The 21,374-nt window shown below is 37.2% G+C and carries 18 protein-coding genes and 1 pseudogene; 11 read left to right on the top strand and 8 right to left on the bottom strand.

Annotated features, from left to right (window positions below; all coding sequences use genetic code 11):
• Positions 1 to 140 precede the first annotated feature (140 nt).
• A complete protein-coding gene (locus tag QM524_RS08050; protein ID WP_283344164.1) occupies positions 141 to 1,463 on the bottom strand; it encodes an alpha-L-fucosidase in 1,323 nt (440 codons plus the stop codon).
• A 342-nt stretch (positions 1,464 to 1,805) separates the two neighbouring features.
• On the opposite strand from QM524_RS08050, the gene QM524_RS08045 reads away from it, so the two are divergent.
• Positions 1,806 to 2,186: a winged helix-turn-helix domain-containing protein gene (locus tag QM524_RS08045; protein ID WP_166553459.1), complete on the top strand. Its 381-nt coding sequence runs from the start codon at positions 1,806 to 1,808 to the stop codon at positions 2,184 to 2,186.
• Between the two features lie 152 nt (positions 2,187 to 2,338).
• Complete coding sequence (locus QM524_RS08040) at positions 2,339 to 3,079, top strand: sulfite exporter TauE/SafE family protein (RefSeq protein ID WP_283344163.1); 741 nt, start codon at positions 2,339 to 2,341, stop codon at positions 3,077 to 3,079.
• 155 nt (positions 3,080 to 3,234) lie between these two features.
• Here QM524_RS08040 and QM524_RS08035 read toward each other — a convergent pair whose 3' ends face one another.
• Together QM524_RS08035 and QM524_RS08030 are read right to left on the bottom strand one after the other, a co-directional pair.
• Entirely contained in the window at positions 3,235 to 4,149 is a 915-nt protein-coding gene (locus QM524_RS08035; RefSeq protein WP_283344162.1) for a hypothetical protein, read from the bottom strand.
• A 354-nt stretch (positions 4,150 to 4,503) separates the two neighbouring features.
• Positions 4,504 to 5,487, bottom strand: coding sequence for a pyruvate dehydrogenase complex E1 component subunit beta (locus tag QM524_RS08030; RefSeq protein WP_283344161.1), 984 nt, complete (start codon positions 5,485 to 5,487; stop codon positions 4,504 to 4,506).
• Between the two features lie 408 nt (positions 5,488 to 5,895).
• On the opposite strand from QM524_RS08030, the gene QM524_RS08025 reads away from it, so the two are divergent.
• Positions 5,896 to 6,672, top strand: coding sequence for an amidohydrolase (locus tag QM524_RS08025; protein ID WP_283344160.1), 777 nt, complete (start codon positions 5,896 to 5,898; stop codon positions 6,670 to 6,672).
• 143 nt (positions 6,673 to 6,815) lie between these two features.
• Here the strand turns inward: QM524_RS08025 and gldA are convergent.
• The 3 genes and pseudogenes from gldA to QM524_RS08010 all read right to left on the bottom strand — a co-directional run.
• Positions 6,816 to 7,472: pseudogene (gene gldA / locus QM524_RS08020) on the bottom strand (gliding motility-associated ABC transporter ATP-binding subunit GldA); the annotation flags it as partial.
• Between the two features lie 122 nt (positions 7,473 to 7,594).
• Positions 7,595 to 7,930 (bottom strand): YbaB/EbfC family nucleoid-associated protein, encoded by a 336-nt coding sequence (locus QM524_RS08015; protein ID WP_095160286.1) that lies wholly within the window; start codon positions 7,928 to 7,930, stop codon positions 7,595 to 7,597.
• Positions 7,931 to 8,046: 116 nt separating this feature from the next.
• On the bottom strand, positions 8,047 to 10,194 hold the full coding sequence (locus QM524_RS08010) for a T9SS type B sorting domain-containing protein (protein WP_283344159.1): 2,148 nt from the start codon (positions 10,192 to 10,194) through the stop codon (positions 8,047 to 8,049).
• Between the two features lie 379 nt (positions 10,195 to 10,573).
• Here QM524_RS08010 and QM524_RS08005 point away from each other — a divergent pair, with 379 nt between their 5' ends.
• Positions 10,574 to 11,788, top strand: a complete 1,215-nt coding sequence (locus QM524_RS08005) for a bifunctional 3,4-dihydroxy-2-butanone-4-phosphate synthase/GTP cyclohydrolase II (RefSeq protein WP_283344158.1) — start codon at positions 10,574 to 10,576, stop codon at positions 11,786 to 11,788.
• A 99-nt stretch (positions 11,789 to 11,887) separates the two neighbouring features.
• Here the strand turns inward: QM524_RS08005 and QM524_RS08000 are convergent, their stop codons facing one another.
• Together QM524_RS08000 and QM524_RS07995 are read right to left on the bottom strand one after the other, a co-directional pair.
• Positions 11,888 to 12,787, bottom strand: a complete 900-nt coding sequence (locus QM524_RS08000) for a prohibitin family protein (RefSeq protein WP_283344157.1) — start codon at positions 12,785 to 12,787, stop codon at positions 11,888 to 11,890.
• A 128-nt stretch (positions 12,788 to 12,915) separates the two neighbouring features.
• On the bottom strand, positions 12,916 to 13,383 hold the full coding sequence (locus QM524_RS07995) for an Mpo1 family 2-hydroxy fatty acid dioxygenase (RefSeq protein ID WP_283344156.1): 468 nt from the start codon (positions 13,381 to 13,383) through the stop codon (positions 12,916 to 12,918).
• Between the two features lie 906 nt (positions 13,384 to 14,289).
• Here QM524_RS07995 and QM524_RS07990 point away from each other — a divergent pair.
• The 7 genes from QM524_RS07990 (at position 14,290) to rnc (ending at position 21,301) form a co-directional block, all read left to right on the top strand.
• Positions 14,290 to 14,865 carry a thymidine kinase gene (locus tag QM524_RS07990; RefSeq protein WP_095160607.1) on the top strand — a complete coding sequence of 192 codons (576 nt, stop codon included), beginning with the start codon at positions 14,290 to 14,292 and terminating at the stop codon, positions 14,863 to 14,865.
• Entirely contained in the window at positions 14,850 to 16,742 is a 1,893-nt protein-coding gene (gene porZ / locus QM524_RS07985) for a type IX secretion system anionic LPS delivery protein PorZ (RefSeq protein ID WP_166579038.1), read from the top strand. Before QM524_RS07990 ends, porZ begins: the two co-directional genes overlap by 16 nt.
• 11 nt (positions 16,743 to 16,753) lie before the next feature.
• Positions 16,754 to 17,257 carry a YkgJ family cysteine cluster protein gene (locus QM524_RS07980; protein ID WP_283344155.1) on the top strand — a complete coding sequence of 168 codons (504 nt, stop codon included), beginning with the start codon at positions 16,754 to 16,756 and terminating at the stop codon, positions 17,255 to 17,257.
• A 267-nt stretch (positions 17,258 to 17,524) separates the two neighbouring features.
• Positions 17,525 to 18,436 (top strand): ROK family protein, encoded by a 912-nt coding sequence (locus QM524_RS07975; RefSeq protein WP_095160292.1) that lies wholly within the window; start codon positions 17,525 to 17,527, stop codon positions 18,434 to 18,436.
• A 243-nt stretch (positions 18,437 to 18,679) separates the two neighbouring features.
• Positions 18,680 to 18,916, top strand: coding sequence for an acyl carrier protein (locus QM524_RS07970; protein ID WP_095160293.1), 237 nt, complete (start codon positions 18,680 to 18,682; stop codon positions 18,914 to 18,916).
• Between the two features lie 320 nt (positions 18,917 to 19,236).
• Positions 19,237 to 20,484 (top strand): beta-ketoacyl-ACP synthase II, encoded by a 1,248-nt coding sequence (fabF, locus tag QM524_RS07965; RefSeq protein ID WP_166579361.1) that lies wholly within the window; start codon positions 19,237 to 19,239, stop codon positions 20,482 to 20,484.
• Positions 20,485 to 20,569: 85 nt separating this feature from the next.
• Positions 20,570 to 21,301: a ribonuclease III gene (gene rnc / locus QM524_RS07960; protein ID WP_095160295.1), complete on the top strand. Its 732-nt coding sequence runs from the start codon at positions 20,570 to 20,572 to the stop codon at positions 21,299 to 21,301.
• Positions 21,302 to 21,374: the final 73 nt, after the last annotated feature.

The raw sequence follows: 21,374 nt of genomic DNA, 5'->3' as shown, positions 1-21,374 counted from the left end.
AGTTTGTAGTAAAAATAAAAAAATCTATCAAAATGCTCTACTTTTTACAATACTTTCTCTAATTGTGTTAAAAAAATAGGGAATGGCGCTCAAAACACCATTCCCTATAAAATCAAACGCTTAAATGTGACAAGGTAATTTTATTTTTCCAGCTCAATCACCGTGTCTAATTCATCTCTTTGAGCTGGATTAATATCAAAAACAACGAAGTTGTTATCTAATTTTTGGAACTTCACTGGTGCCCCAGATTTAAAATATTTAGCCGTTTTGAATGCTACAGGTATTTTAATCATCCACTTATCTTCTTTTTGTTTTAGTAAATGAAGATATACTTTATTGCCTTTTTCGGTTACAGCACCCCAATCTTGCGGACGAACAAATCCGCCTTGCGTACCATAAATCGTTGAGCCGTATATTTTCATGAAATCACCTACCTTGGCTAACCTTTCGACAAATTCTGGTTGTATTTCGCCATTTGGCATTGGTCCAACATTCAACAAAAAGTTGGCACCATAGCCTGCTGCTCTTACCAAGTAATCAACTAATTCTTTTGGCGTTTTGTAACTGTTATCTTTGATATTATATCCCCATGAGCCATTGAGTGTTTCACAGGTTTCGAGAGGTAATTTACCAATTTCTTGTCCCGATAAACCCGATTTGTTTTCGCCAGGAAGATCACGCTCAAACATCTGGAAATCTTCACCATCAATTGGTAACAAATGGTGGTTGTTGCCAATCAAACATTGTGGTTGAAGTTTGTGTATCAGCGAATAGATTTCATCGTATTTCCAGTCTATTTTAGATTGCAATGTTTTATCATGATCGTTGTCTAACTGGTCCCAATGTCCATCAAACCAAATAGTTGACACTTCTCCATACTTGGTGAGTAACTCGGTAAGCTGATTTTTCATAAACTGTAAATAGCTGGCATAGTTACTTTTTTCGGTACGTCCAGTACCCTTACCTGTTTTACCAGTTTCGTAAGGATAATCGGTGCGATACCAATCCAATAGCGAATAATAAAAACATATTTTGATACCTTGCTTATGACATTCATCTGCGATTTCTTTAACAATATCTCTTTTAAAAGGGGTGTTTGCAATGCCCCAGTCAGAATATTGCGTATGAAAATTACTAAAGCCATCATGGTGGCGAGTAATGAGGGTAATGTATTTCATACCAGCGTTTTTGGCAATACCGACCCATGTTTTTGCATCAAAATCAACTGGATTAAAAGCTCTTTGGAGTCTTTGGTAATCTTTTATTTTAATATTTTTGTTGTTCATAACCCATTCACCATCGCCCAAAACACTTGATGCGCCCCAGTGGATAAACATTCCAAAGCGAGCTTCATCAAATTCTTGACGAGCTTTGAGGTTTTCGGGACTAGGCACATATTTTTGTGCCAAAATGGATGCCGTTGCTAGAAAACAACACAATAAAGCAGTTGTAATTTTTTTCATGTTTTATAATAGTTTGTAAAGATAATTTGGTGTTTTTAAAAGATATTTTTCTCAAAAAATACCTATACATTTATGAAATAGTGATTTTGATGAATAGTGAAGTAGGACTGTAACAAAATTTGTAAGCCATTGCGGATTTGGAATTTCTGATTTCGGAAATAAAGTGAAATACCTTTGTTTTTTGCAAAAAATAGAAAACTACACTTCCGAAATCCAACATCCGATATAAACAGTTTTTATAATCCTTCATAAAGTACTGATACCCAATGGATGATTTTAAAATGCTAGGTACACGACAAATTCATAATTCGTCGAATAGCACTAATACTTAATACCCAATATATGAGTCAAGAAAAAGAATCTTATCAGGTTGTGGGGGCTGTTTGGATTGAAAAATCTGATGGCACCGACCGATTTTTAGGAAAAGGAAGAATCCAGTTGATGGAATTGATCATCGAACATGGCTCCATTTCACAAGCAGCCAAAGCCATGAATATGTCTTACAAAAGAGCATGGGAATTGATTAATTCGATGAATGTCCAGTCTTCTAAGCCTTTTGTGATTACCCAAGTGGGTGGAAAAAGAGGAGGTGGGGCAGTAGTCACAGATGAAGGAGTAAAAGCTATTGTCGAATATAAAGCTTTGCAACAAAGGTTTAAAGATTTTTTGAAACAAGAAACAGAAGCCTTCAATCAAAAAAGTCACATCTTAGGTATCGTTTAGCTACAAGTCTCATTTTTCATTTATATTTCTTCAAGTCTTGTCTTTTTAATCCATACGTTATATTTTTACAAAAATAGCGAAACGAGTAACCGTGAAAAATTAATAGAATTTTTCGAAACGGCTAAGCTTGCTTACAACTTATAATTGAATTCATGGATATTTCCCAAATGATCTTAATGCTGGCGATGCTGGCAACAGTGGCTTTTTTATATGCTTCGGTAGGGCATGGCGGGGCGAGTGGGTATCTTGCTGTGATGGCATTGTTGGGTTTTGCTCCAGCATTGATGAAATCCTCTGCACTGATTATGAATTTGGCAGTATCATTGTTTTCTTTTATTGGTTTCTATCGTGCGGGTCATTTCAAAATTAAGCTTTTTTGGCCTTTCGCTGTTGCCAGTATCCCAATGTCATTTTTAGGGGCAACTTATACACTGCCTGATAGTATCTATAAAAAAATCTTAGCCGTATGTATTCTTATCTCAATTGTAAGAATGCTAGTGAAATTCGAAAAATCTGAGCATGAGGTAAAGGAAATCCCATTGTTTGGTGCCTTGTTGACTGGTGCAGTGATTGGACTTTTATCTGGAATGATTGGTATTGGCGGAGGTATTATCCTGAGTCCTGTAATGCTAGTAATGGGCTGGGCAACACTCAAACAAACGGCTGCGGTGTCGGCATTATTTATCTTTGTCAATTCCGTTTCGGGATTGATCGGAGCTATCTCAAAAGGAACGTTGGTGATTCAGCCAGATTTGATTTATGCAGTGATGGCAACTATAGTAGGAGGTACCGTTGGGGCTTATTACGGTAGTCATAGATTCAATATCCCGACCTTACGATATATGCTGGCATTGGGACTAGTAATTGCTTGTCTGAAGCTTATATTTACCTAGAGAGTTGTGAGTTTTGAATTGTGAATTGTGAATGTAAAGTGTTATTTATCAGTATCTTATCTTAAGAGTTGAAATTGCCCTAAATGTGAAATATTGATAATTAAAAATTTACATTCACAATTCACCACTCATCATTCAGCATTGATACTCAAATTCTATTGAATCATCATTGGCCGTGCGGCACGTCCTTCTGATTGGGCAAAAATTTGATAACCAATAATCTCAAGATTTTCTTTTCCTGTGAATGAAGCAGCTTGATATTCACCTAGTACTTTTAAGTAGGTGTTATCAAAGCTGTTATTGACAAAATAGTTAAATGAGAATGTTGGTTCAGCACTAAATAAGAATACCACTTTTTGAATTTTGTTTTGGGCTTTAGCGGCCTTTCCTAACCATTGCAAACGGCTCTGCATATAGCTAAAAGTAGGAGTGGTTTGATAATCGTGGACTAATACGCGATCTGTATTTGTAACAATTCCTGTTGCTTGTGTCAACTCCTGACCCGTAGGATTTTGGAACCATCCAATATAGGTTTCAGTAGGTACTGGGGTTGTTTGTGCATCTCCCCAAGCATTGATTCCCTGTAATTCTTTTAGGTAGCTTTTAAAGGTTGCAGCTTTATTCCACCATTCAAGTTCCAAGTTAGCATAATCAAATTTTTCGAGGGCATCTGTACGGCTAGCATTATAATTATTGATAGTCGTTGTAAAAGCACTAGCCGAACCCATGCAGGCGGTAACGGTAGTGATGCCATACTGTGTACGTGCTTTACGAATAAACGCCGCTACTTTGGGATACCCCGCCGATGTTGCTAATAACGTGTACAAATCGTAGCAAGTTACCGTAGTGAAGTTGTTGTATTGGCACCATTGTAATAGTGCGTTCTCCTTACCTTGATCGCCGACAATGTATTTCAAACTGTCGAGATATACCCCTCTGTAAATAGAGCTTAGGTCAATTTTTAGACCATTGTGCTCAGGGCTCGATGGCTCCATCGATAGGTCTTCGCTACATTGTGTAAACAAAAAGACGGAGGATAGCAGAATAATAAATAGATAGTGATTTTTCATGAGTATAAAATTTTATGGGCTTTGTAACTCTAAAATAGACATTGAAAATCACTATTCCAAATACATTAGTGCTCAAAAATGGTTATGATTGATATAAATCATATTTTAAAATTTGCACTTTATTGATAGAGAGTCTGTTGAACATGATAAAGTAGTTTTGTATGAGAGTATTAAATAATTATGAGTGAATGAAAATTAGTTATAATCGCAGAACGGTATCTGTTGTTACATATAATTGCAATAGTATTAAAACAAAAAAATCTTAGCCTGCGAAGACTAAGATTTTTTGAAAATTCTATGAATAAAAATTCAGTTAGTGAATTTAATTACCGAACTTAATTTTATCCTTAGGAATTAGTTTTTATAAAGTACTGCCTTTACTGCATCAACTGTACGTTGAACGCTTGGCAAAATCTCATCGATAAGCGTTGGTGCATATGGAAGAGGTAAGTCTTTTGAGTTTACACGGATTACTGGAGCGTCCATATAATCAAATGCCCAACGTTGAATATTGTAAGCAATCTCAGAAGAAAGACCAGCAATAGGGTTAGCTTCTTCAACTACTACACAACGGTTGGTTCTCTTCACAGAAGCAAGAACTGTTTCATAATCGATAGGACGAACTGTTCTCAAGTCGATTACTTCAGCATTGATACCCATTTTAGTTAATTCAGCAACTGCTGGCATAACTACACGTGGCAACATTTTACCGAAAGTTACAATTGTAACATCAGTACCTTCTTTCACAATGTTTGCTTTTCCGATAGGAATAAGATATTCGCCATCTGGAACAAGTCCTTTGTCACCGTACATCAATTCAGACTCCATGAAAATAACAGGGTCATTATCACGAATAGAAGCTTTCAAAAGTCCTTTTGCATCAGCAGGGTTAGAAGGCACAACTACTTTCAAACCTGGCGTGTTAGCAAACCAGTTTTCGAAGTTTGAAGAGTGTTGTGAAGACAATTGACCAGCATTACCTGTAGGTCCACGGAAAACCATTGGACAAGAATACTGACCACCTGACATTGACATCATTTTGGCAGCAGAGTTGATAATTTGGTCAATAGCTACCAATGAGAAGTTGAATGTCATGAATTCAACGATAGGACGCAAACCATTAGCGGCAGCACCTACAGCGATCCCTGCAAAACCTAGCTCGGCAATTGGCGTGTCAATTACTCGGTCTGGCCCGAATTCATCCAACATTCCTTGCGAAACTTTATAAGCACCATTGTATTCGGCTACTTCTTCTCCCAGTAAAAAAACTGATTGGTCACGACGCATTTCTTCGTTCATGGCTTCACGAAGAGCCTCTCTGAATTGTATTTCTCTCATTTGTTTAAGATAATTCTAGGATATTTAGGACGCTATGCGTTAAAAATTAGATTCTTGTTATATTAAAAAACTGTCTGTAAAATTAGGCAAGAATATTGGAACAGACAAGCGGGTTTAGCAACTAAGCCAGTAACATTATTCAAGAAACCTCAAATAGCTGATATTTGTTAGTTTTTGAAAACACTTATTTTTTGAAAAGTCGCTTTTATGCTCTAAAACTGATGATTGGATACTTAAATCTTCCTCTCAATAAACCGAAAAAATAGATTTTTTTACTCATTTACCACAAAAGTATTCCCCAATATCGTCATGATTCAAGGTTACTTCCTTTAAATTTGAGTACTTTTTGCATGAAAATACAACGGTAAAAAGAAGAAGAGAGTTTCCCATTCCAAATCTAAATAGAAAATGCAAGACCTTAAAGTTACGCTCATACAAACAGAACTATATTGGGAAAATCCCATAGCGAATTTGGCTATGTTGGAAGAAAAAATAGCGCAAATAGAAGAGGACACGGATTTGATTGTATTACCAGAAATGTTTAGCACCTCTTTCGCGATGAATACAACGCTTGCAGAACCCATGAATTTGACCACCTTCAAGTGGATGAAACAACAAGCTGCTCAAACAAAAGCTGTGATTCTGGGTAGTGTGATGATTCGGGAGGGTGAGAAGGTCTTTAATCGTATGATTTGGATGCAACCTGACGGACAATTTCAGACCTATGATAAGCGTCATTTGTTTAGAATGGGCAACGAACATAACCACTATGAAGGAGGTAACAAACGATTAATAGCCACGTTAAAAGGCTGGAAGATTTGTCCTTTGATTTGCTACGATTTACGTTTTCCTGTATGGTCGCGCAATGTTGCTCAAGAATATGATGTGCTGATATATGTTGCCAATTGGCCTGCTGCGAGGGCTTATCCTTGGAAATCTTTGCTTGTAGCTCGTGCCATCGAAAATCAAAGCTATGTAGTTGGGGTAAACCGAGTGGGGAAAGATGGTAATGATTATGCTTTTTCGGGAGATTCGGCAGTGTTGAATTTCAAAGGAGAATATCTTTTTGAAAAAAGTAATGAAGAAGCTACCGTTACTATTACACTATCAAAAGAAGATTTGAATACTTTTAGAACGCAATTTCCAGCCTATTTGGATGCAGATAAATTTGAAATATTTGATTAAAATAAAGATGTATCATCTTTATTTTAGTGATTTAGTGATTATGTTCAATCACTAAATCACTAAATTTGGCCACCCTAAAGGTTTTAACCTTCTTAAATCGTTAATTTACGGAAAGTATCCTCTAACGACTGTCCGTTTTGTACCAATGTCGATAGTGCTTGGTTCTCTACGATTTTACCCTTGTTGATAATCACGACTCTGTCACAGATAGCCTCTACCTCTTGCATAATGTGTGTAGAGAATACCACTGTTTTTTCTTTTCCAATATTTTTGATAACCTGACGAATCTCAACGAGCTGATTGGGATCGAGACCTGTTGTAGGCTCATCTAAAATCAAAACTTTTGGGTCATGGATCAAGGCTTGGGCTAACCCTACACGCTGACGGTAGCCTTTTGAAAGCTGACCGATTTTTTTCTTTTGCTCAATTTGTAAACCCACCAACTCAATCACCTCTTCAATTCTGCGCGTCAGTTGATGGCCTTTGATTTGGTAAATGCCCCCAATAAAACTCAAAAATTCCTTGACATACATATCCAAATAAAGCGGATTGTGCTCAGGGAGGTAACCAATATTTCTACGCACTTCTTTTGACGACTTTTGTACATCATAACCACATACTTCTACAGAACCTTCAGTGGCAGGTATATAACAAGTCGCGATTTTCATGGTAGTGGATTTTCCTGCACCGTTAGGTCCGAGAAAACCAACTATTTCACCTTGATTAACCTCAAAAGAAATATTGTCAACAGCTTTTTGCTGTCCGTAAATTTTGGTAAGATTTTGAATTTTGATAGACATTCTAGCGTATTGTTGAATGATTGATGAGTGTTTTTGTGAATTTATTCACAAAAAATTTAGGTAAAATGACTAGTACAGATCTTGATTCTACATACTAATCAACCACTCATTTATTGCATGTTTTATGAAAACATTCCTCCTAAATCTAAACCTGGGATATTCGGGAGAAGTCCATTGGTAGCTTGCTGTAGGTGTTCTTTGATTTTGCCTTCGATATTACCCATGGCAATGTTTGTAGCTGCTACAATCAAATCTTGTACTACTTCACGGTCAGAAGGTTTTAATAAATCTTCATCGATTTCAACATTTAGCAATTGTTTTTTGCCATTGATAGTTACTTTTACCATACCACCACCAGCTTCACCAGTTTCAACGATTGTTCCCAATGTTTCTTGTGCTTCTTTCATTTTTGCTTGAAGGTCTTTGACCTTTCCAAGCATTCCCATCATGTCGAACATAACTTATTTGCTTTGTTTTGGATAATCAAAAATTAGTTCATGAGTCTACGCTCATTTGGACTTGCAAGTTACAATTCTTCCCTCAAGTCACCAAAAACGTTACTAAATGAAACCGCTTAGTAAACTACCACAATGCTTCCTTCTTTGGTGATGATATTGCCAGAAAGATCTTCGACTTGAATCTGAAAGACATAACTTCCTGCTGGTACTTTATTGCCATTTGAACTTGTTCCGTCCCAACCTAACTGTGGATTACTTTGATAGTTGGTGTTTTCTATAAATGAAATCAAATTACCCCAACGGTCAAAAATAGACATTTTAGTAGCCTTGATAAATCGGCCTTGGATATAGAAGGTGTCATTGAGCCCATCGCCATTAGGCGTAAATGCTTGTGCTGAAAGCGCCAACGAAGGACGTTGATATTCTATATAGTTAGAAAGCGTGGTGGGAATATTGCCAGTAGAGCCTTCTATTGCTAAATAAATGGTTTGTCCCTCTGCTTCTGGAATATTTAAGTTAGTAAGGTTGAGCGAATTTTTGGTGCTTGTATAAGGCAAACCAGACCCTGATGTATTAATGGGAAGCCCTGTACTGGGATTTACTCTGAAAATTTTATATTCTATGATAGGATCTGTAAAAGAGCTTTCGGGAGACCAAATTAATGAAGAGCCTTGCATTTGAGCAAAAATGGGGCAAATCTTAGAAGATGGCTGAGACTCGCCACAGCCACCTGTCCATGTCATATAGAAACAATACTGCTGAGCGCTTGGGTTGACCGAAGTATCATCCCAAAAAGCACTCGTACCCGAATGTACTTTAGTATAATTGCCATTGATGCTGTTGGCACGGTAGTAGTTGAAAGCTGTGAATGTTGGTAAATCATTTCCCTCTTTTTCCAAAGACGTTACACGAATCGATTGTCCACCAATGACGGTACTAACTAACTTACCTAGAGGTGTAGGAGGAACGGAAGTGTTTTTTAGTTTTAGTAAATTGGAAATGGATTTGGATTGGTAATTAGTTACGACCTTATAGGTGTATTCTTCTCCACAAATAACATCTGTATCATCATACAAATTACTACCAATACTCGTAATGGTCTTTACAAGTGATTCAGTGCCAGATGCATCTACTTTGAATACATCGTATGAACGAAAAGTGTTGCCAAGTAGGTTACCTTGTGCTACTGACCAAATAATGGTGTTACCTCCTTGCTTGGTATCGCCCCTGAGTGGTGTGGTACAAATTTCGTTGGTACTTTCAACAGTCTTCGCATTGCAAATATCAAAGGCATTGACTTTAAAGCAATATTGTTTGGTTGGATCAGGGACAGAGAATTTTTGTATTTCACCTACTAGAGAGGCAGTAGGTGTGTAAGTATAAACCGGTGTACCAGTTGTATTATAGGTTGATTCGCTTATAGGATCACGCATCCAAATTTTATGCTCTATTCCAGCAGTCGCTGCTACATTTAATGAAATCCCATTATCAATAACAACATTGAATATAATGGGGACTATAGGAGTTGAGACGGTGGTGAGTCTCTTTTGGTCAGATTCAGAACATTTACCATATTGACTTTTACCTTCTATGACAAAATCGAAACCCAAAATACTACTATTTATAGTTTGTGTTATCTCACGTGGATAAGTACTTGTAGAAACATTAAAACTTCTAGGGGAGGCACCAAAAGGGGTTATAGAATAAGTGTAAGAATCAAACAATTTATTGGATGGGACATCTAACAGAGTTATAGTAACTTTTTTCATTGTAGTAGTTCCCGGCTCATCACATAATTTTACAGTGTATTTTGGTTTTTCAAAATCTACAATCTGAATAACCTTACAAGCATAATAGCCTGAACCGCCACTACTACCAAAACTTTTGATAAAGTAAATGCCTGGGGTAGTCGGTAAAGTTGTGGTGATTGAGTTTGTGTTGCTAGGTACAGGAATTGCGTTGGAGGTAGAAAGAACAGTTGCATTTTGAGTAATTTCAAAAGAGCGTGAGCCTCCACCTGTTACCAAGTCTTCTAAGGTTATTTGTTCACCTCTACAAAAATTAGAAGGAATGTTATTAACGTTGAGAGCGCCATCTCCATCAGATTTAATGATTTCGGGGTGATTATTAATGCTAAATCTACCACCATCGTCACCACTAGGCGCATTCGGACATTGTTGTCCTAAAGCAACTTCATGAAAAGTTACCAGTAGAAAAAGAAAAAAGATATTTCGAGTAAAGTATGTAGTAAATGAATGAATCATAATGGTTAATATCTTCAAAAATCAACTTAGGATAAGATTAAATAAAGGTAGTAGCAATAACTATGCTAATTATGTATATAAGCGTAAATAGATAGGGGAGAAAAGGAAGATAATCTATCAACGAATGAGGTGCGATTTTATGATAAATATACAAAAAATATCACCTTTGTGAGTAAGCCTGCACTGACTCGGAACAAAATAGTATAACTTTGGAGTTTTAAATGAAATACAAATTTATGATATTGATTCGACACGAAAGTGTTGGCAAGAACATTCTCAAATGATAAAGCTCTAAATAGGTTACTTGAAAAACAAGACTTGTTTATGACTACGTGAAACTCTGCTAATGCTTTTGTTTCGGCCCCAAAAAAATAACAAGATGTCAGCTATTAAATTAGATAGTATTGAGGAGGCTATAGAAGCAATCAGAAATGGTGAAATAATCATTGTTGCTGATGATGAAGACCGAGAAAATGAAGGAGATATGATTTGTGCCTCTGAGGCAATCACTCCCGAAATGGTCAACTTTATGATTCGTGAAGGTCGTGGTTTAATGTGTGTATCCCTCACCGAAGAACGTTGTAATGAACTGGGTCTCGAAATGATGGTTGGTAATAATACTGCCTCACACGAGACGCCATTTACCGTTTCGGTAGACTTATTGGGTCATGGTTGTACTACGGGTATTTCGGCTCCTGACCGTGCCAAAACGATTCAGGCATTAGTTGACGAAAATATCCGTCCTGAAGAGCTAGGTCGTCCGGGACATATTTTTCCGTTGAAGGCTCGTAAAGAAGGTGTTTTGCGTCGTACTGGGCACACAGAAGCTGCTATGGATTTTGCCAAATTGGCTGGTTTCAAGCCTTCAGGTGTACTTATCGAAGTGTTGAATGAAGATGGTTCCATGGCTCGTCTTCCTGACTTGAGACGTATGGCTGATAAGTTCAATTTGAAACTTGTGACGATCAAGGATTTGGTTGAATATCGCCTAAAAACAGAATCTTTGATTAAGCGTGAAATCGGAGTTGATATGCCTACCGAACATGGACATTTTGACTTGATTGCTTTTAAGCAATTAAACACAGGCGAAAGTCATCTTGCTTTGGTAAAAGGTACTTGGGAAAAAGACGAACCCGTATTGGTGCGTGTTCATAGCTCATGTGTAACAGGTGATATCTTTGGCTCATGCCGTTGTGATTGTGGTGCACAGCTTCATAATGCGATGGAAATGGTCGAAAAAGCTGGGAAAGGAGTAGTCCTGTACATGTTCCAAGAGGGTAGGGGTATTGGTTTGATTAACAAACTCAAAGCTTACAAACTTCAAGAGCAAGGTCGTGATACCGTGGAGGCTAATTTGGAATTAGGCTTTAAAATGGATGAAAGAGATTATGGTGTAGGCGCACAAATTTTACGTGATTTGGGCGTTAGCAAAATCAAATTGATTTCGAATAACCCTAAAAAACGTGCGGCTCTTTTTGGTTATGGTCTCGAAATCGTAGAAACTGTTGCAATCGAAATTGCACCAAATCCGCATAATGAGCGCTATTTGCAAACCAAGCGTGACAAAATGGGACATAACATTTTGAAAGGATAGTATTTTTAATTTGAAGATTTGTCAATTTGAAGATTTGAAAATGGGTTTTTGATACACTGAAAACAAATTTTCAAATCTTCAAATTAGCCTATCCTCAAATTAATTTAAGATAATTGGGGTATTTCCTTTGGCTCCCATAATAATCACTTTGGCATTGGGCGATAACGACAAATCTCTTTGTGCTTTAATAGCTTCATACTGCAATTGCTTATCACTCAGACCTGTCGAAATAATCTTCTGATAATCAGCAATCCCTTGTGCCTCAACTCTCTTACGTTCAGCTTCTTGTTTTTCTTTTTGTAAGACAAATTGCATTTTTTGTGCTTCCTGTTCAGCATTGATTTTAGATTCTATCGTTTGTTTTACCGAAGCTGGTAAATTAATGTTTCGAATCAAAAGTTGCTCCAAAACAATCCCTCTATTCTTCAAATCGATGTCAATAGCTTTGAAAATACGATTTTGAAATTCATCTCTTTTAGTCGAATACAACGCTACAGCATCATAATAGACCGCATTGTCACGAATTTTAGTACGTGTAATCGGGCGAATGATTTTGTCTTTGTAATCAGCACCAATTTGTTTCAAAATAGCAGGTGCTTGTGCAGGACTTATCCGATAAAGCACCGTTAAGTCAATAATCACTTCTAAGCCATCGGCTGTCAATACCCGAATGGCGTCGTCTCCTTCTTTATCTCCCTCATCATGCGAAGCAGACATGGTATAATTTTGCGTTTTAATATCAAACATTGTCACCTCATCTAGCGGGTTAACAAAATTCAAACCACTTTCTAAAGTTTTGTTTTGAACTTCACCAAAAAGCGAAGGAACTCCTACTTCACCTGTACCTACCTTTCGAATCACAGAGGTTGAAAATCCAATAAGAAAAAAGATAACGCCAGCAATGGAAAGTGGACGAGCTATACGTTGGAGGTTAGCATTGGGACTGTTGAACATATATCCTGCGATGAACAACATTAACCCCAAAATCATCAGTATCATGTTTTTTAAATTTAAGTGATTGGTTTATAAAATAATACAGCACCAAATAAGCGTATTTGGTGCTGTATTGTTCACGAATATGATGAATGGCATTAGCGAATGCCAGAGTGTCTAAAACTTATATGATATTAAAACGTAATGCCAAAACGTTGATAAATAAAACTTAACAACCAAGCTGGTCCAATCATTAAAAATTGTAAGTCTTTGAAAAAGGAAGGTTTGCGCCCTTCTACTTTATGCCCCCAAAACTGACCAATCCAAGCAAAAATGAAAATGGTAGAACAAAATTGCCAAAGTGGTGCAATGCCAGAAGATTCAATAGCTAAACAGAGAAGTAAACAGATAAGAGAAAAGACAAACATCCCAATGGATAGAGATTTGGATAATACAAAGTAATAAAACGTGGTAAAAGTTAGCATCAACATAGCCAGATTCCCCTCAACCCCCAGCACATTGAAAAAGGGTAGTTTTACACTGTAAAAAAAACCAACAATACTAAAAAAGATGAGTGGAACACAAATGGAGTGTACAGCTTTGTTAGTGGCGTTTTGGTGACTTTCGCCATACTCTGATAACCATTGATAAATTGTCTTCATAACGTGTTAGTGATTTTAGGAATTAAGTAATCTTAGTTAATTTATGGTTTGGATTTTGTTTCTAGTAAATAATCATTCAAGCCCTTAGGCTTTATATTTAATACTGGAATGTTGATTTCTAAAAGGGTAGAAGCATAAGATTACCTTGTTTAATCAAAATGACTCAACAAGAAAATATCACTCCGATGGAGCGAATGATTCAAAGGATTAAGAAGATTGTTTTATGATAAATGACTGATTGTAACCGTACTATCCGAGTATAAAAATATTGTCGATGAAAACTCGATAAAAGTCGGTACTAACATTTAGAGCGGAAAGACTAAAATCACCTAATTATCAAAAGCTTATAGTGATTTTTTACGAATATAATAAAAAAAGTAAAAAAGTCGCTGGTCATATTTCAAATTTCTTCTTTACAAATGAAAATACACCAAGTTCCTAATTTGTTTTACCCCTGACATTATGGACAAAATTCAAAACTACAAGAAAGCCTAAAATGTCGTATCTTCGCAGTCTTAACAGGAGGCTTTAGGCTGCAAGCAGTAGGCATTAGGCAAAAAATGTATTTATGATTTTGTTAGAAATACTTTTATCCTTTTAGCTCACAGTGTATAGCTTAGGGCTTATTGCAGTTAAAATTAACTCAGAGTAATAAGTATAAAATTAATTAATCATTAGAAAGAAAGAGCACTTATTTTTTCTGAAATCCTGTTGTTTGAGCCGTAGGCGAGTTTAGGATTTCTTGACTTTCTTTTGTTACTTTTCTTGTGTCAAGACAAGAAAAGTAAGAAGTGGCGAAAGGCAATTTCGTTTTTCTAATGAGAGGGAAATAAAATTTTTAAACATACTCCTATTTTTACTGATGTACTCATTCAAATTGTAATTTTTAGACTAAATTTTTTAATCGTGTTCATCGAACCTTATCATAATCAACAACAAACAGGTCAGCGGACTGGATGGGTAGAGGTAATTTGTGGGTCAATGTTTTCTGGAAAAACAGAAGAATTGATACGTCGCCTCAACCGCGCCAGAATCGCCAAGCAAGACGTTAAAATTTTCAAACCCGCGGTAGATACTCGTTATCATAACGAAGATATCGTTTCGCATAATGCCTCTTCTATTTCTTCGATACCCTTAAAAGATCCAGCAGAAATGCTTTCATTGGCGGGAAACTGCGATGTGGTTGGTATTGATGAAGCACAGTTTTTTCAGGAATCAGTCGTGGATGTAGCCAATCAATTGGCAGATGCTGGCAAAAGAGTCATTGTAGCAGGTTTAGATATGGACTTTCAAGGTAAGCCTTTTGGGCCAATGCCAAGCCTTATGTCCATTGCTGAGTATATAACCAAAGTGCATGCGGTATGTGTTGTTTGTGGTGATGTTGCCAATTATTCCTACCGTAAAATTCCTGCACAAAATCAAGTACTATTGGGCGAAACCGATAGTTATGAAGCAAGATGTCGCAAATGTTTTCATACATAAAAAAAACTAACGAAGTTGGAATGACAGCTTCTCAGGCTTTATTCCAACTTCTCATGCTTCTTTGCGTGGTTCAGATGACTGTAACCAACGCAATGGCACAGCTCTCCACTCCAGTTGGCACTTGGAGGACGCATTTTAATTATAAAAAAGCAAAAGCGCTGGCACAAGCAGGTAATCTGATTTATTGTGCCACCGAGCAAGGACTTTTTTATTATGACAAATCTGCTAATGAGGCTAATATATTGACCAAACTAGATGGTTTGAGCAATAACCAAATCGCCCAAATTAAGATTCATACTTCTCTCAAACTACTAATCATTGGATACACTTCAGGAGCCTTAGATTTGGTACAGCTAGATAGTCAGTTTGAACCAACTTCTCAGATTACAACACTCAAATTCATCGAAGAAAATACTACTATTCTCAACTCGAAGAAAGTTTCAGATATTAGTTTTTACCAAAATACCGCCTTCATGTCTTATGATTTTGGCTTAGTGGTATTGGATTTGGATAAAAAGGAAGTGAAAGAAACCTATTTGTATTTGGGTGAAAATGGTAATGCTTTAGGAGTATCTCAAAGTGTGGTGGTTGGAAATATCCTGTATATCTCCACACCCATCGGAATACGTCAGGCAACGCTCAGTAATGAAGTCAATTTGCAGTATTTTGGTAATTGGACTACCCTAAAATCTCCGAGTGGAACAGCCTTAAAAGGTGCCCTGTGCGTAACAGGTACTCAGTTGTGGATAGGAAGTACTGAGGGTGATTTATGGAGATATACTAACGGACAGCTACTTTCGACGCTAAAATTTGCCACTGGCATCGACAAACTTATTGCTTTAGATATACAACATTTACTGATTAAAAATGCCTCAGTACTGAGAGTTTACCAAACCTCCGACGAATCAGTTTCTCGCCTGACAGAGCCTTTGGCTTTACAATTGCAAGATGGTTTTTGGGATAGTCAACAAAAGTTTTGGATAGCCGATTATGCGAATGGGTTAGTGAGTAATATTTCTGGTACATACAAATCCTACAGCCCTACGAGTCAAGATACACTTTTTCAATACCGTAAAGATTCTATTATTCTTGACTCTGACAAAAATCGTTGGACACGATTGGGCGCTTATCAAGGTATCATGGTAGAGACTCCTGCCCAAAAGCGAACCTATCTATACACTGGTAAGGGGCAAGGTAACCTTCCAAGTGCCTCGGTTGCCAGTATGACTTTGGACAAATATGGACAAATATGGGTGGGCACTACCGCAGGTGTAGCCGTTTTTGACGACCCTGCAAGTGTGGTTTCAGGACGTAATTTGGATGCCTATACACCAATTTTTGAAAAAAGAAGACTATTAGCCAACGAAACTGTCACGACCATTGCCATTGATGGGGGTAATCGAAAATGGATGGGAACCAATAATGGGGTATTTTTATTTTCCGAAGATGGCACCGAATTAGTGAATAATTTTACGGTCAAAAATTCGCCACTTCCGAGCAATCAAATTTCGTACATAGGCATAGAGCCTTCTACAGGAGAAGTATATATTCGAACTTCCCAAGGAATGGTTTCTTATCAAGGAACAGCCATGGAAGCAGGTGACAATATTTCAGGAAAAGCCTTGATTTATCCCAACCCTGTTCGACCAGAATATGAAGGTTTGATTACCATAGATGGATTATATGAAAATGTAGTAGTAAAAATAACAGACGTAGCGGGTCGCTTGATTTATGAAACCAAATCAAATGGCTCAAGGGCAGTGTGGAATGGACAATATCCAACAGGAGGCAAAGTTCCGACAGGAATATATTATGTAATGACAAGTACCGACGAAGGCAATCAGGCATTAATGGGCAAAATAGCCGTAGTCAGATAAAATTGTAGAATATGCTATACAATCAAGATACCATCACCGAGTTTAGAGATGCTTCATTGAATAAGTATCCCGAAAACAAAAAGTTTTTTGAAAGATTAAAAACCAAAAAAGTAAAAAACCTTGACGAATTGTTTCATCCTCGTCATGAAGAGATTTTTGAGGAAGTTGACTGTTTGACTTGTGCCAATTGTTGTAAAACGACAAGTCCAATTTTTACAGATATAGATATTGAAAGAATTGCCAAACACTTGCGCATGCGTCCTGCACAGTTAATCGATAAGTATTTGCATTTGGACAAAGACCAAGACTATGTGCTGAATAGTTCGCCATGCACGTTTTTGGGAGCAGATAATTATTGTTCAATTTATGAAGTAAGACCCAGAGCATGCAGAGAATATCCACATACCGACCGTAAAAATATGTCAGGCATTATGAAGTTGACGCTCGAAAATACGAAGGTATGTCCTGCCGTATTTGAAATTGTAGAACAATTGAAAAATCTCAAAATCGTGTAAGTATATTGTTTTCTAAAAATAACAACATCTTCACAGAAGTGGTGCTGTTTTAGGACTTAATGTAATAAATTACGTATTCCCCAAACGAGATATTGACACTTAAGTAATAAATGACTGATTTAGTATTAAATACATGCTAGAAACCTATATAATATTTCGTTATAACATAGAAAAAACAAACTTTTCTGTAATTTTGAAAAAATTTTAATATACTGTAATCCCAATTACTAATCATACATATAACTTTAAAACTTACAATTTTACTAGATGGCTGCAGCAGAGTATTTAGGTATTGACATTGGAGGAACGAACGTAAAAATGGGTATCGTTAACTCTGAAACTGGTCAAATTTCAAATTTTTACAGTCATGATACTGTTAGCTGGCGCAAATCAGGTCATTTCGAAGACCGCCTTGCCGAGGCTATTGCCCTTCAATTACTTGATCACAAGCATATCAAGAAGGTAGGTATTGGTTTGCCAGGTATGATTGACTCTACTCGTCGTACTCCAATCGAGATTACGGCTATTCCTGAGCTTGACCGTGTACCATTGGTAGACTTGCTTGAGAAAAAATTTGTAGGAGTAAATTTCTATCTTGAAAACGATGCCAATGCAGCAGCATTAGGTGAATTTTATTTCGGTGAAGAACGTATCGACGAAAGCTATATTTTTATCACTTTAGGAACGGGTGTTGGTGGCGCTGCTATCATCGGTAAAAAAGTATTTACAGGTGGTCGTGGTAATGCTATGGAGCCAGGGCATACACCATCTGCTAATGGTAAAGTTTTAGAGCGTAACATCGGTAAAAATGAATTGTTGGATTTGGCTAACAATATGAGAAAAGAATACACTGGCGAAACACAATTGCCAGATGATGGTTCTATCTCAACAACAGGATTAGTGGCTGCCGCTGCTGCAAATGACAAACTCGCGCTACAAGTATTTGAAAGAGTAGGAGAGTTGTTAGGCGAAAACCTTTGTCACTTAGTAGCTATTCTTGACATCAATTTGATATTGATTGGTGGTGGTCTTTCAGCATCGTTTGACTACATCTTACCAAGCATGAAACGCAAGCTAAATCAGTGGTTGACAAAGTACCATGCAAGCGATTTAACAATCAAGCGCGCTACCTTGGGTAACGACGCAGGTTTGTTAGGAGCAGCTTCATTGTGCTTCTAGTACAAAAAATTAACTATAAGCAAGCCTCGAAGAATGGCAAAAAACGTCTAAATTTGTGGGCTAAATATAAAATTCCCTTAAAAATGGGTTTGGAAAACGAGCAAGTAAAAGAATTATTTTATTCTTTCTAGAAAAAGTATAAAAGATTCTAGGATTAGGAATATCTGTTAGAAATATTTTTTGACAATCTAATTTTTAATCATCATCTTTGCACCGTTTTTCTAACCAAAAATCGTTCTAAAAATGGCAGAAATTGCAGAAAAAGTAAAAGGCATTATCGTCGAGAAATTAGGCGTTGACGCAGCAGAAGTAACTCCAGAAGCTTCATTCACAAACGATTTGGGTGCTGACTCTTTGGATACAGTAGAATTGATTATGGAATTCGAAAAAGAATTCAACGTAACAATTCCAGATGACCAAGCTGAAAACATCCAAACAGTTGGTCACGCTATTGCATATCTTGAAGAACATGCTAAGTAATTGACTTTTCAGTATGTGCTAATTTGAGAGTGGTTTGATGGTTTTTCCTCAAATCATTGTTCAGATTAGCACATTTTTATTTGAAAGGCGTAATTAAGTGCCATCTCCAAACCTTTTATCAATAAGTCGTCTGCGAGATTTTATAACTTAATTCATATATTTCTTCGTTTGATTTATAAAATCATCTATATTTGAAATTCGAGTGAACAAGGCCACTGGAAATTTATCTCTTTCAAGATGCTTTTTTCAGGGTGATTTTGCACCAATAGCGCCTAACAATATCTTCACTTTTAATAGAACTTGAAACTCAACTTCGCCACATGAGCTTTAAACGAGTAGTAGTTACTGGCATAGGAGCATTGACTCCTATTGGAAACACAGCACCAGAGTATTGGGAAGGTCTCAAAAATGGGGTTAGTGGTAGTGATTATATCACTAAATTTGATGCTGAGAAGTTTCGTACTCGCTTTGCTTGCGAGATTAAAAATTTTGATGTTAACAACTTTATTCCACGTCAAGAAGCACGTAAAATGGATGCTTTTGCTCAGTATGCAATTGTTGCATCTGATGAAGCTATCAAAGATTCGGGCTTAGACTTAGAAAAAGTTGATAAAAATAAAATTGGAGTTATTTGGGGCTCTGGTATTGGTGGTCTTCGCACTTTTGAGGATGAATGCTTCAATTTTGCGAAAGGTGACGGTACGCCAAAGTTTAACCCATTCTTCATCCCTAAAATGATTGCTGACTCTGCTTCAGGAGTTATCTCTATTCGTCATGGTTTCCGTGGTGTAAACTACGTAACTGTTTCGGCTTGTTCGTCAGCAAACAATGCTATTATCGATGCTTTCAACTATATCCGTTTGGGTCGTTTGAAAGCTTGTGTAACAGGTGGTTCAGAAGCGCCAGTAACAATTGCATCAGTAGGTGGTTTTACTGCTTTACGTGCTATGTCTGAGCGTAACGATGATCCAAAAACGGCTTCTCGTCCTTATGACAAAGACCGTGATGGTTTTGTAGTAGGTGAAGGCTCTGGAGCATTGATTTTGGAAGAATATGAGCACGCTGTTGCTCGTGGAGCCAAAATTTATGCTGAAATGATTGGTGGTGGTTTCTCTTCTGATGCTTACCATATCACAGCTCCACACCCAGAAGGTTATGGTGCTTTGTTGTCAATGCAAGATGCTTTGGATGATGCTAATATCAAGCCAGAAGAAGTTGACTACATCAATACGCACGGTACATCAACTCCACTTGGCGACCCTCAAGAATTGAAAGCGATTGTTGAATTATTTGGCGAACACGCCTATAACTTGAACATTAGCTCAACTAAGTCAATGACTGGTCACTTGTTGGGTGGTGCAGGTGCAGTTGAAGCAGTAGCGTCTATTTTGGCTATGCAACATCAACTAGTTCCTCCGACAATCAACCACGTTACAGAAGACCCAACGGTTGATAATCGTTTGAACCTTACTTTAAATCAAGCTCAGTCACGTAAGATTGATGTCGTTTTGAGTAATGGCTTTGGATTCGGTGGACATAATGCCACAGTTATTTTTAGAAAAATCTAATCTGAATAATATTGCAAACTTTCGTTGTGAGGTTCTTGCTTAATAATACAACGAAAGTTTGCATGTTTGATTTTGTTTCGAATATATGTTGTCACCCATTTTAGAATTCTTTTCCAGCGACCCGAAAGACAAAAAGCTGAAGAAAGCTGTAGAACATATCATTGGTCAGAAGCCTTCCAATATTATGCTGTACAGATTGGCATTTATGCATTCCTCAGTGTCGAAGGAAACGGTAGCAAAGGGATACAAAGAATCTAATGAACGCCTCGAATTTTTGGGAGACTCGGTTCTAGGGATGATAACAGCAGAATACCTCTTCAAAAAATTCCCATTCAAAGACGAGGGATTTTTGACAGAAATTCGTTCTAGAATGGTTAGCCGTGAATCCTTAAATGGAGTAGCTCGTAAGATTGGTTTGGATAAGCTCGTTGAATACGATGGGAATCGTCGCACTGTTTTGGCCCGTACATCGATGTATGGCGATGCACTAGAGGCTTTAATTGGTGCTATTTATCTCGACAAAGGTTTTCAATTTACTCGAAAATTTATTGTTAAATCTATTCTTACACAGCATTTTGATATCGATACAGTTGTGTCAAATAACCCTAATTTCAAATCTCTTGTGATTGAGTGGGCACAACGTGAAGGTAAACAAATTCGCTTTGACATTTCTGAAGAAGGTGCCAAGCATAATAAAGAATTTACCGCCACCATTTATGTTGACGATGATTCTTTTGCGGTAGGTCAGGGATATTCAAAGAAAAAGGCAGAACAAACTGCCGCGATGAAGGCTTGTGAAAAACTAGAAATTAGTTAATAAACCCAAGGGTTCCCAAAAACGGCCTAAGCACGATATTCCTGCTTAGGCCGTTTTTGTCATAGCATACTTC

The sequence above is a fragment of the Flectobacillus roseus genome (genome assembly GCF_030056595.1).
GTDB classification, from domain to species: Bacteria; Bacteroidota; Bacteroidia; order Cytophagales; family Spirosomataceae; genus Flectobacillus; species Flectobacillus roseus.
This window is presented reverse-complemented; position numbering and strand designations above follow the sequence as displayed.

What these genes read in the sequence shown, in the direction of transcription:
- QM524_RS08050 (WP_283344164.1), bottom strand. Translation starts at nt 1,463, where the DNA reads ATGAAAAAAATTACAACTGCTTTATTGTGTTGTTTTCTAGCAACGGCA.
- QM524_RS08045 (WP_166553459.1), top strand. Translation starts at nt 1,806, where the DNA reads ATGAGTCAAGAAAAAGAATCTTATCAGGTTGTGGGGGCTGTTTGGATT.
- QM524_RS08040 (WP_283344163.1), top strand. Translation starts at nt 2,339, where the DNA reads ATGGATATTTCCCAAATGATCTTAATGCTGGCGATGCTGGCAACAGTG.
- QM524_RS08035 (WP_283344162.1), bottom strand. Translation starts at nt 4,149, where the DNA reads ATGAAAAATCACTATCTATTTATTATTCTGCTATCCTCCGTCTTTTTG.
- QM524_RS08030 (WP_283344161.1), bottom strand. Translation starts at nt 5,487, where the DNA reads ATGAGAGAAATACAATTCAGAGAGGCTCTTCGTGAAGCCATGAACGAA.
- QM524_RS08025 (WP_283344160.1), top strand. Translation starts at nt 5,896, where the DNA reads ATGCAAGACCTTAAAGTTACGCTCATACAAACAGAACTATATTGGGAA.
- QM524_RS08015 (WP_095160286.1), bottom strand. Translation starts at nt 7,930, where the DNA reads ATGTTCGACATGATGGGAATGCTTGGAAAGGTCAAAGACCTTCAAGCA.
- QM524_RS08010 (WP_283344159.1), bottom strand. Translation starts at nt 10,194, where the DNA reads ATGATTCATTCATTTACTACATACTTTACTCGAAATATCTTTTTTCTT.
- QM524_RS08005 (WP_283344158.1), top strand. Translation starts at nt 10,574, where the DNA reads ATGTCAGCTATTAAATTAGATAGTATTGAGGAGGCTATAGAAGCAATC.
- QM524_RS08000 (WP_283344157.1), bottom strand. Translation starts at nt 12,787, where the DNA reads ATGATACTGATGATTTTGGGGTTAATGTTGTTCATCGCAGGATATATG.
- QM524_RS07995 (WP_283344156.1), bottom strand. Translation starts at nt 13,383, where the DNA reads ATGAAGACAATTTATCAATGGTTATCAGAGTATGGCGAAAGTCACCAA.
- porZ (WP_166579038.1), top strand. Translation starts at nt 14,850, where the DNA reads ATGTTTTCATACATAAAAAAAACTAACGAAGTTGGAATGACAGCTTCT.
- QM524_RS07980 (WP_283344155.1), top strand. Translation starts at nt 16,754, where the DNA reads ATGCTATACAATCAAGATACCATCACCGAGTTTAGAGATGCTTCATTG.
- QM524_RS07975 (WP_095160292.1), top strand. Translation starts at nt 17,525, where the DNA reads ATGGCTGCAGCAGAGTATTTAGGTATTGACATTGGAGGAACGAACGTA.
- QM524_RS07970 (WP_095160293.1), top strand. Translation starts at nt 18,680, where the DNA reads ATGGCAGAAATTGCAGAAAAAGTAAAAGGCATTATCGTCGAGAAATTA.
- fabF (WP_166579361.1), top strand. Translation starts at nt 19,237, where the DNA reads ATGAGCTTTAAACGAGTAGTAGTTACTGGCATAGGAGCATTGACTCCT.
- rnc (WP_095160295.1), top strand. Translation starts at nt 20,570, where the DNA reads ATGTTGTCACCCATTTTAGAATTCTTTTCCAGCGACCCGAAAGACAAA.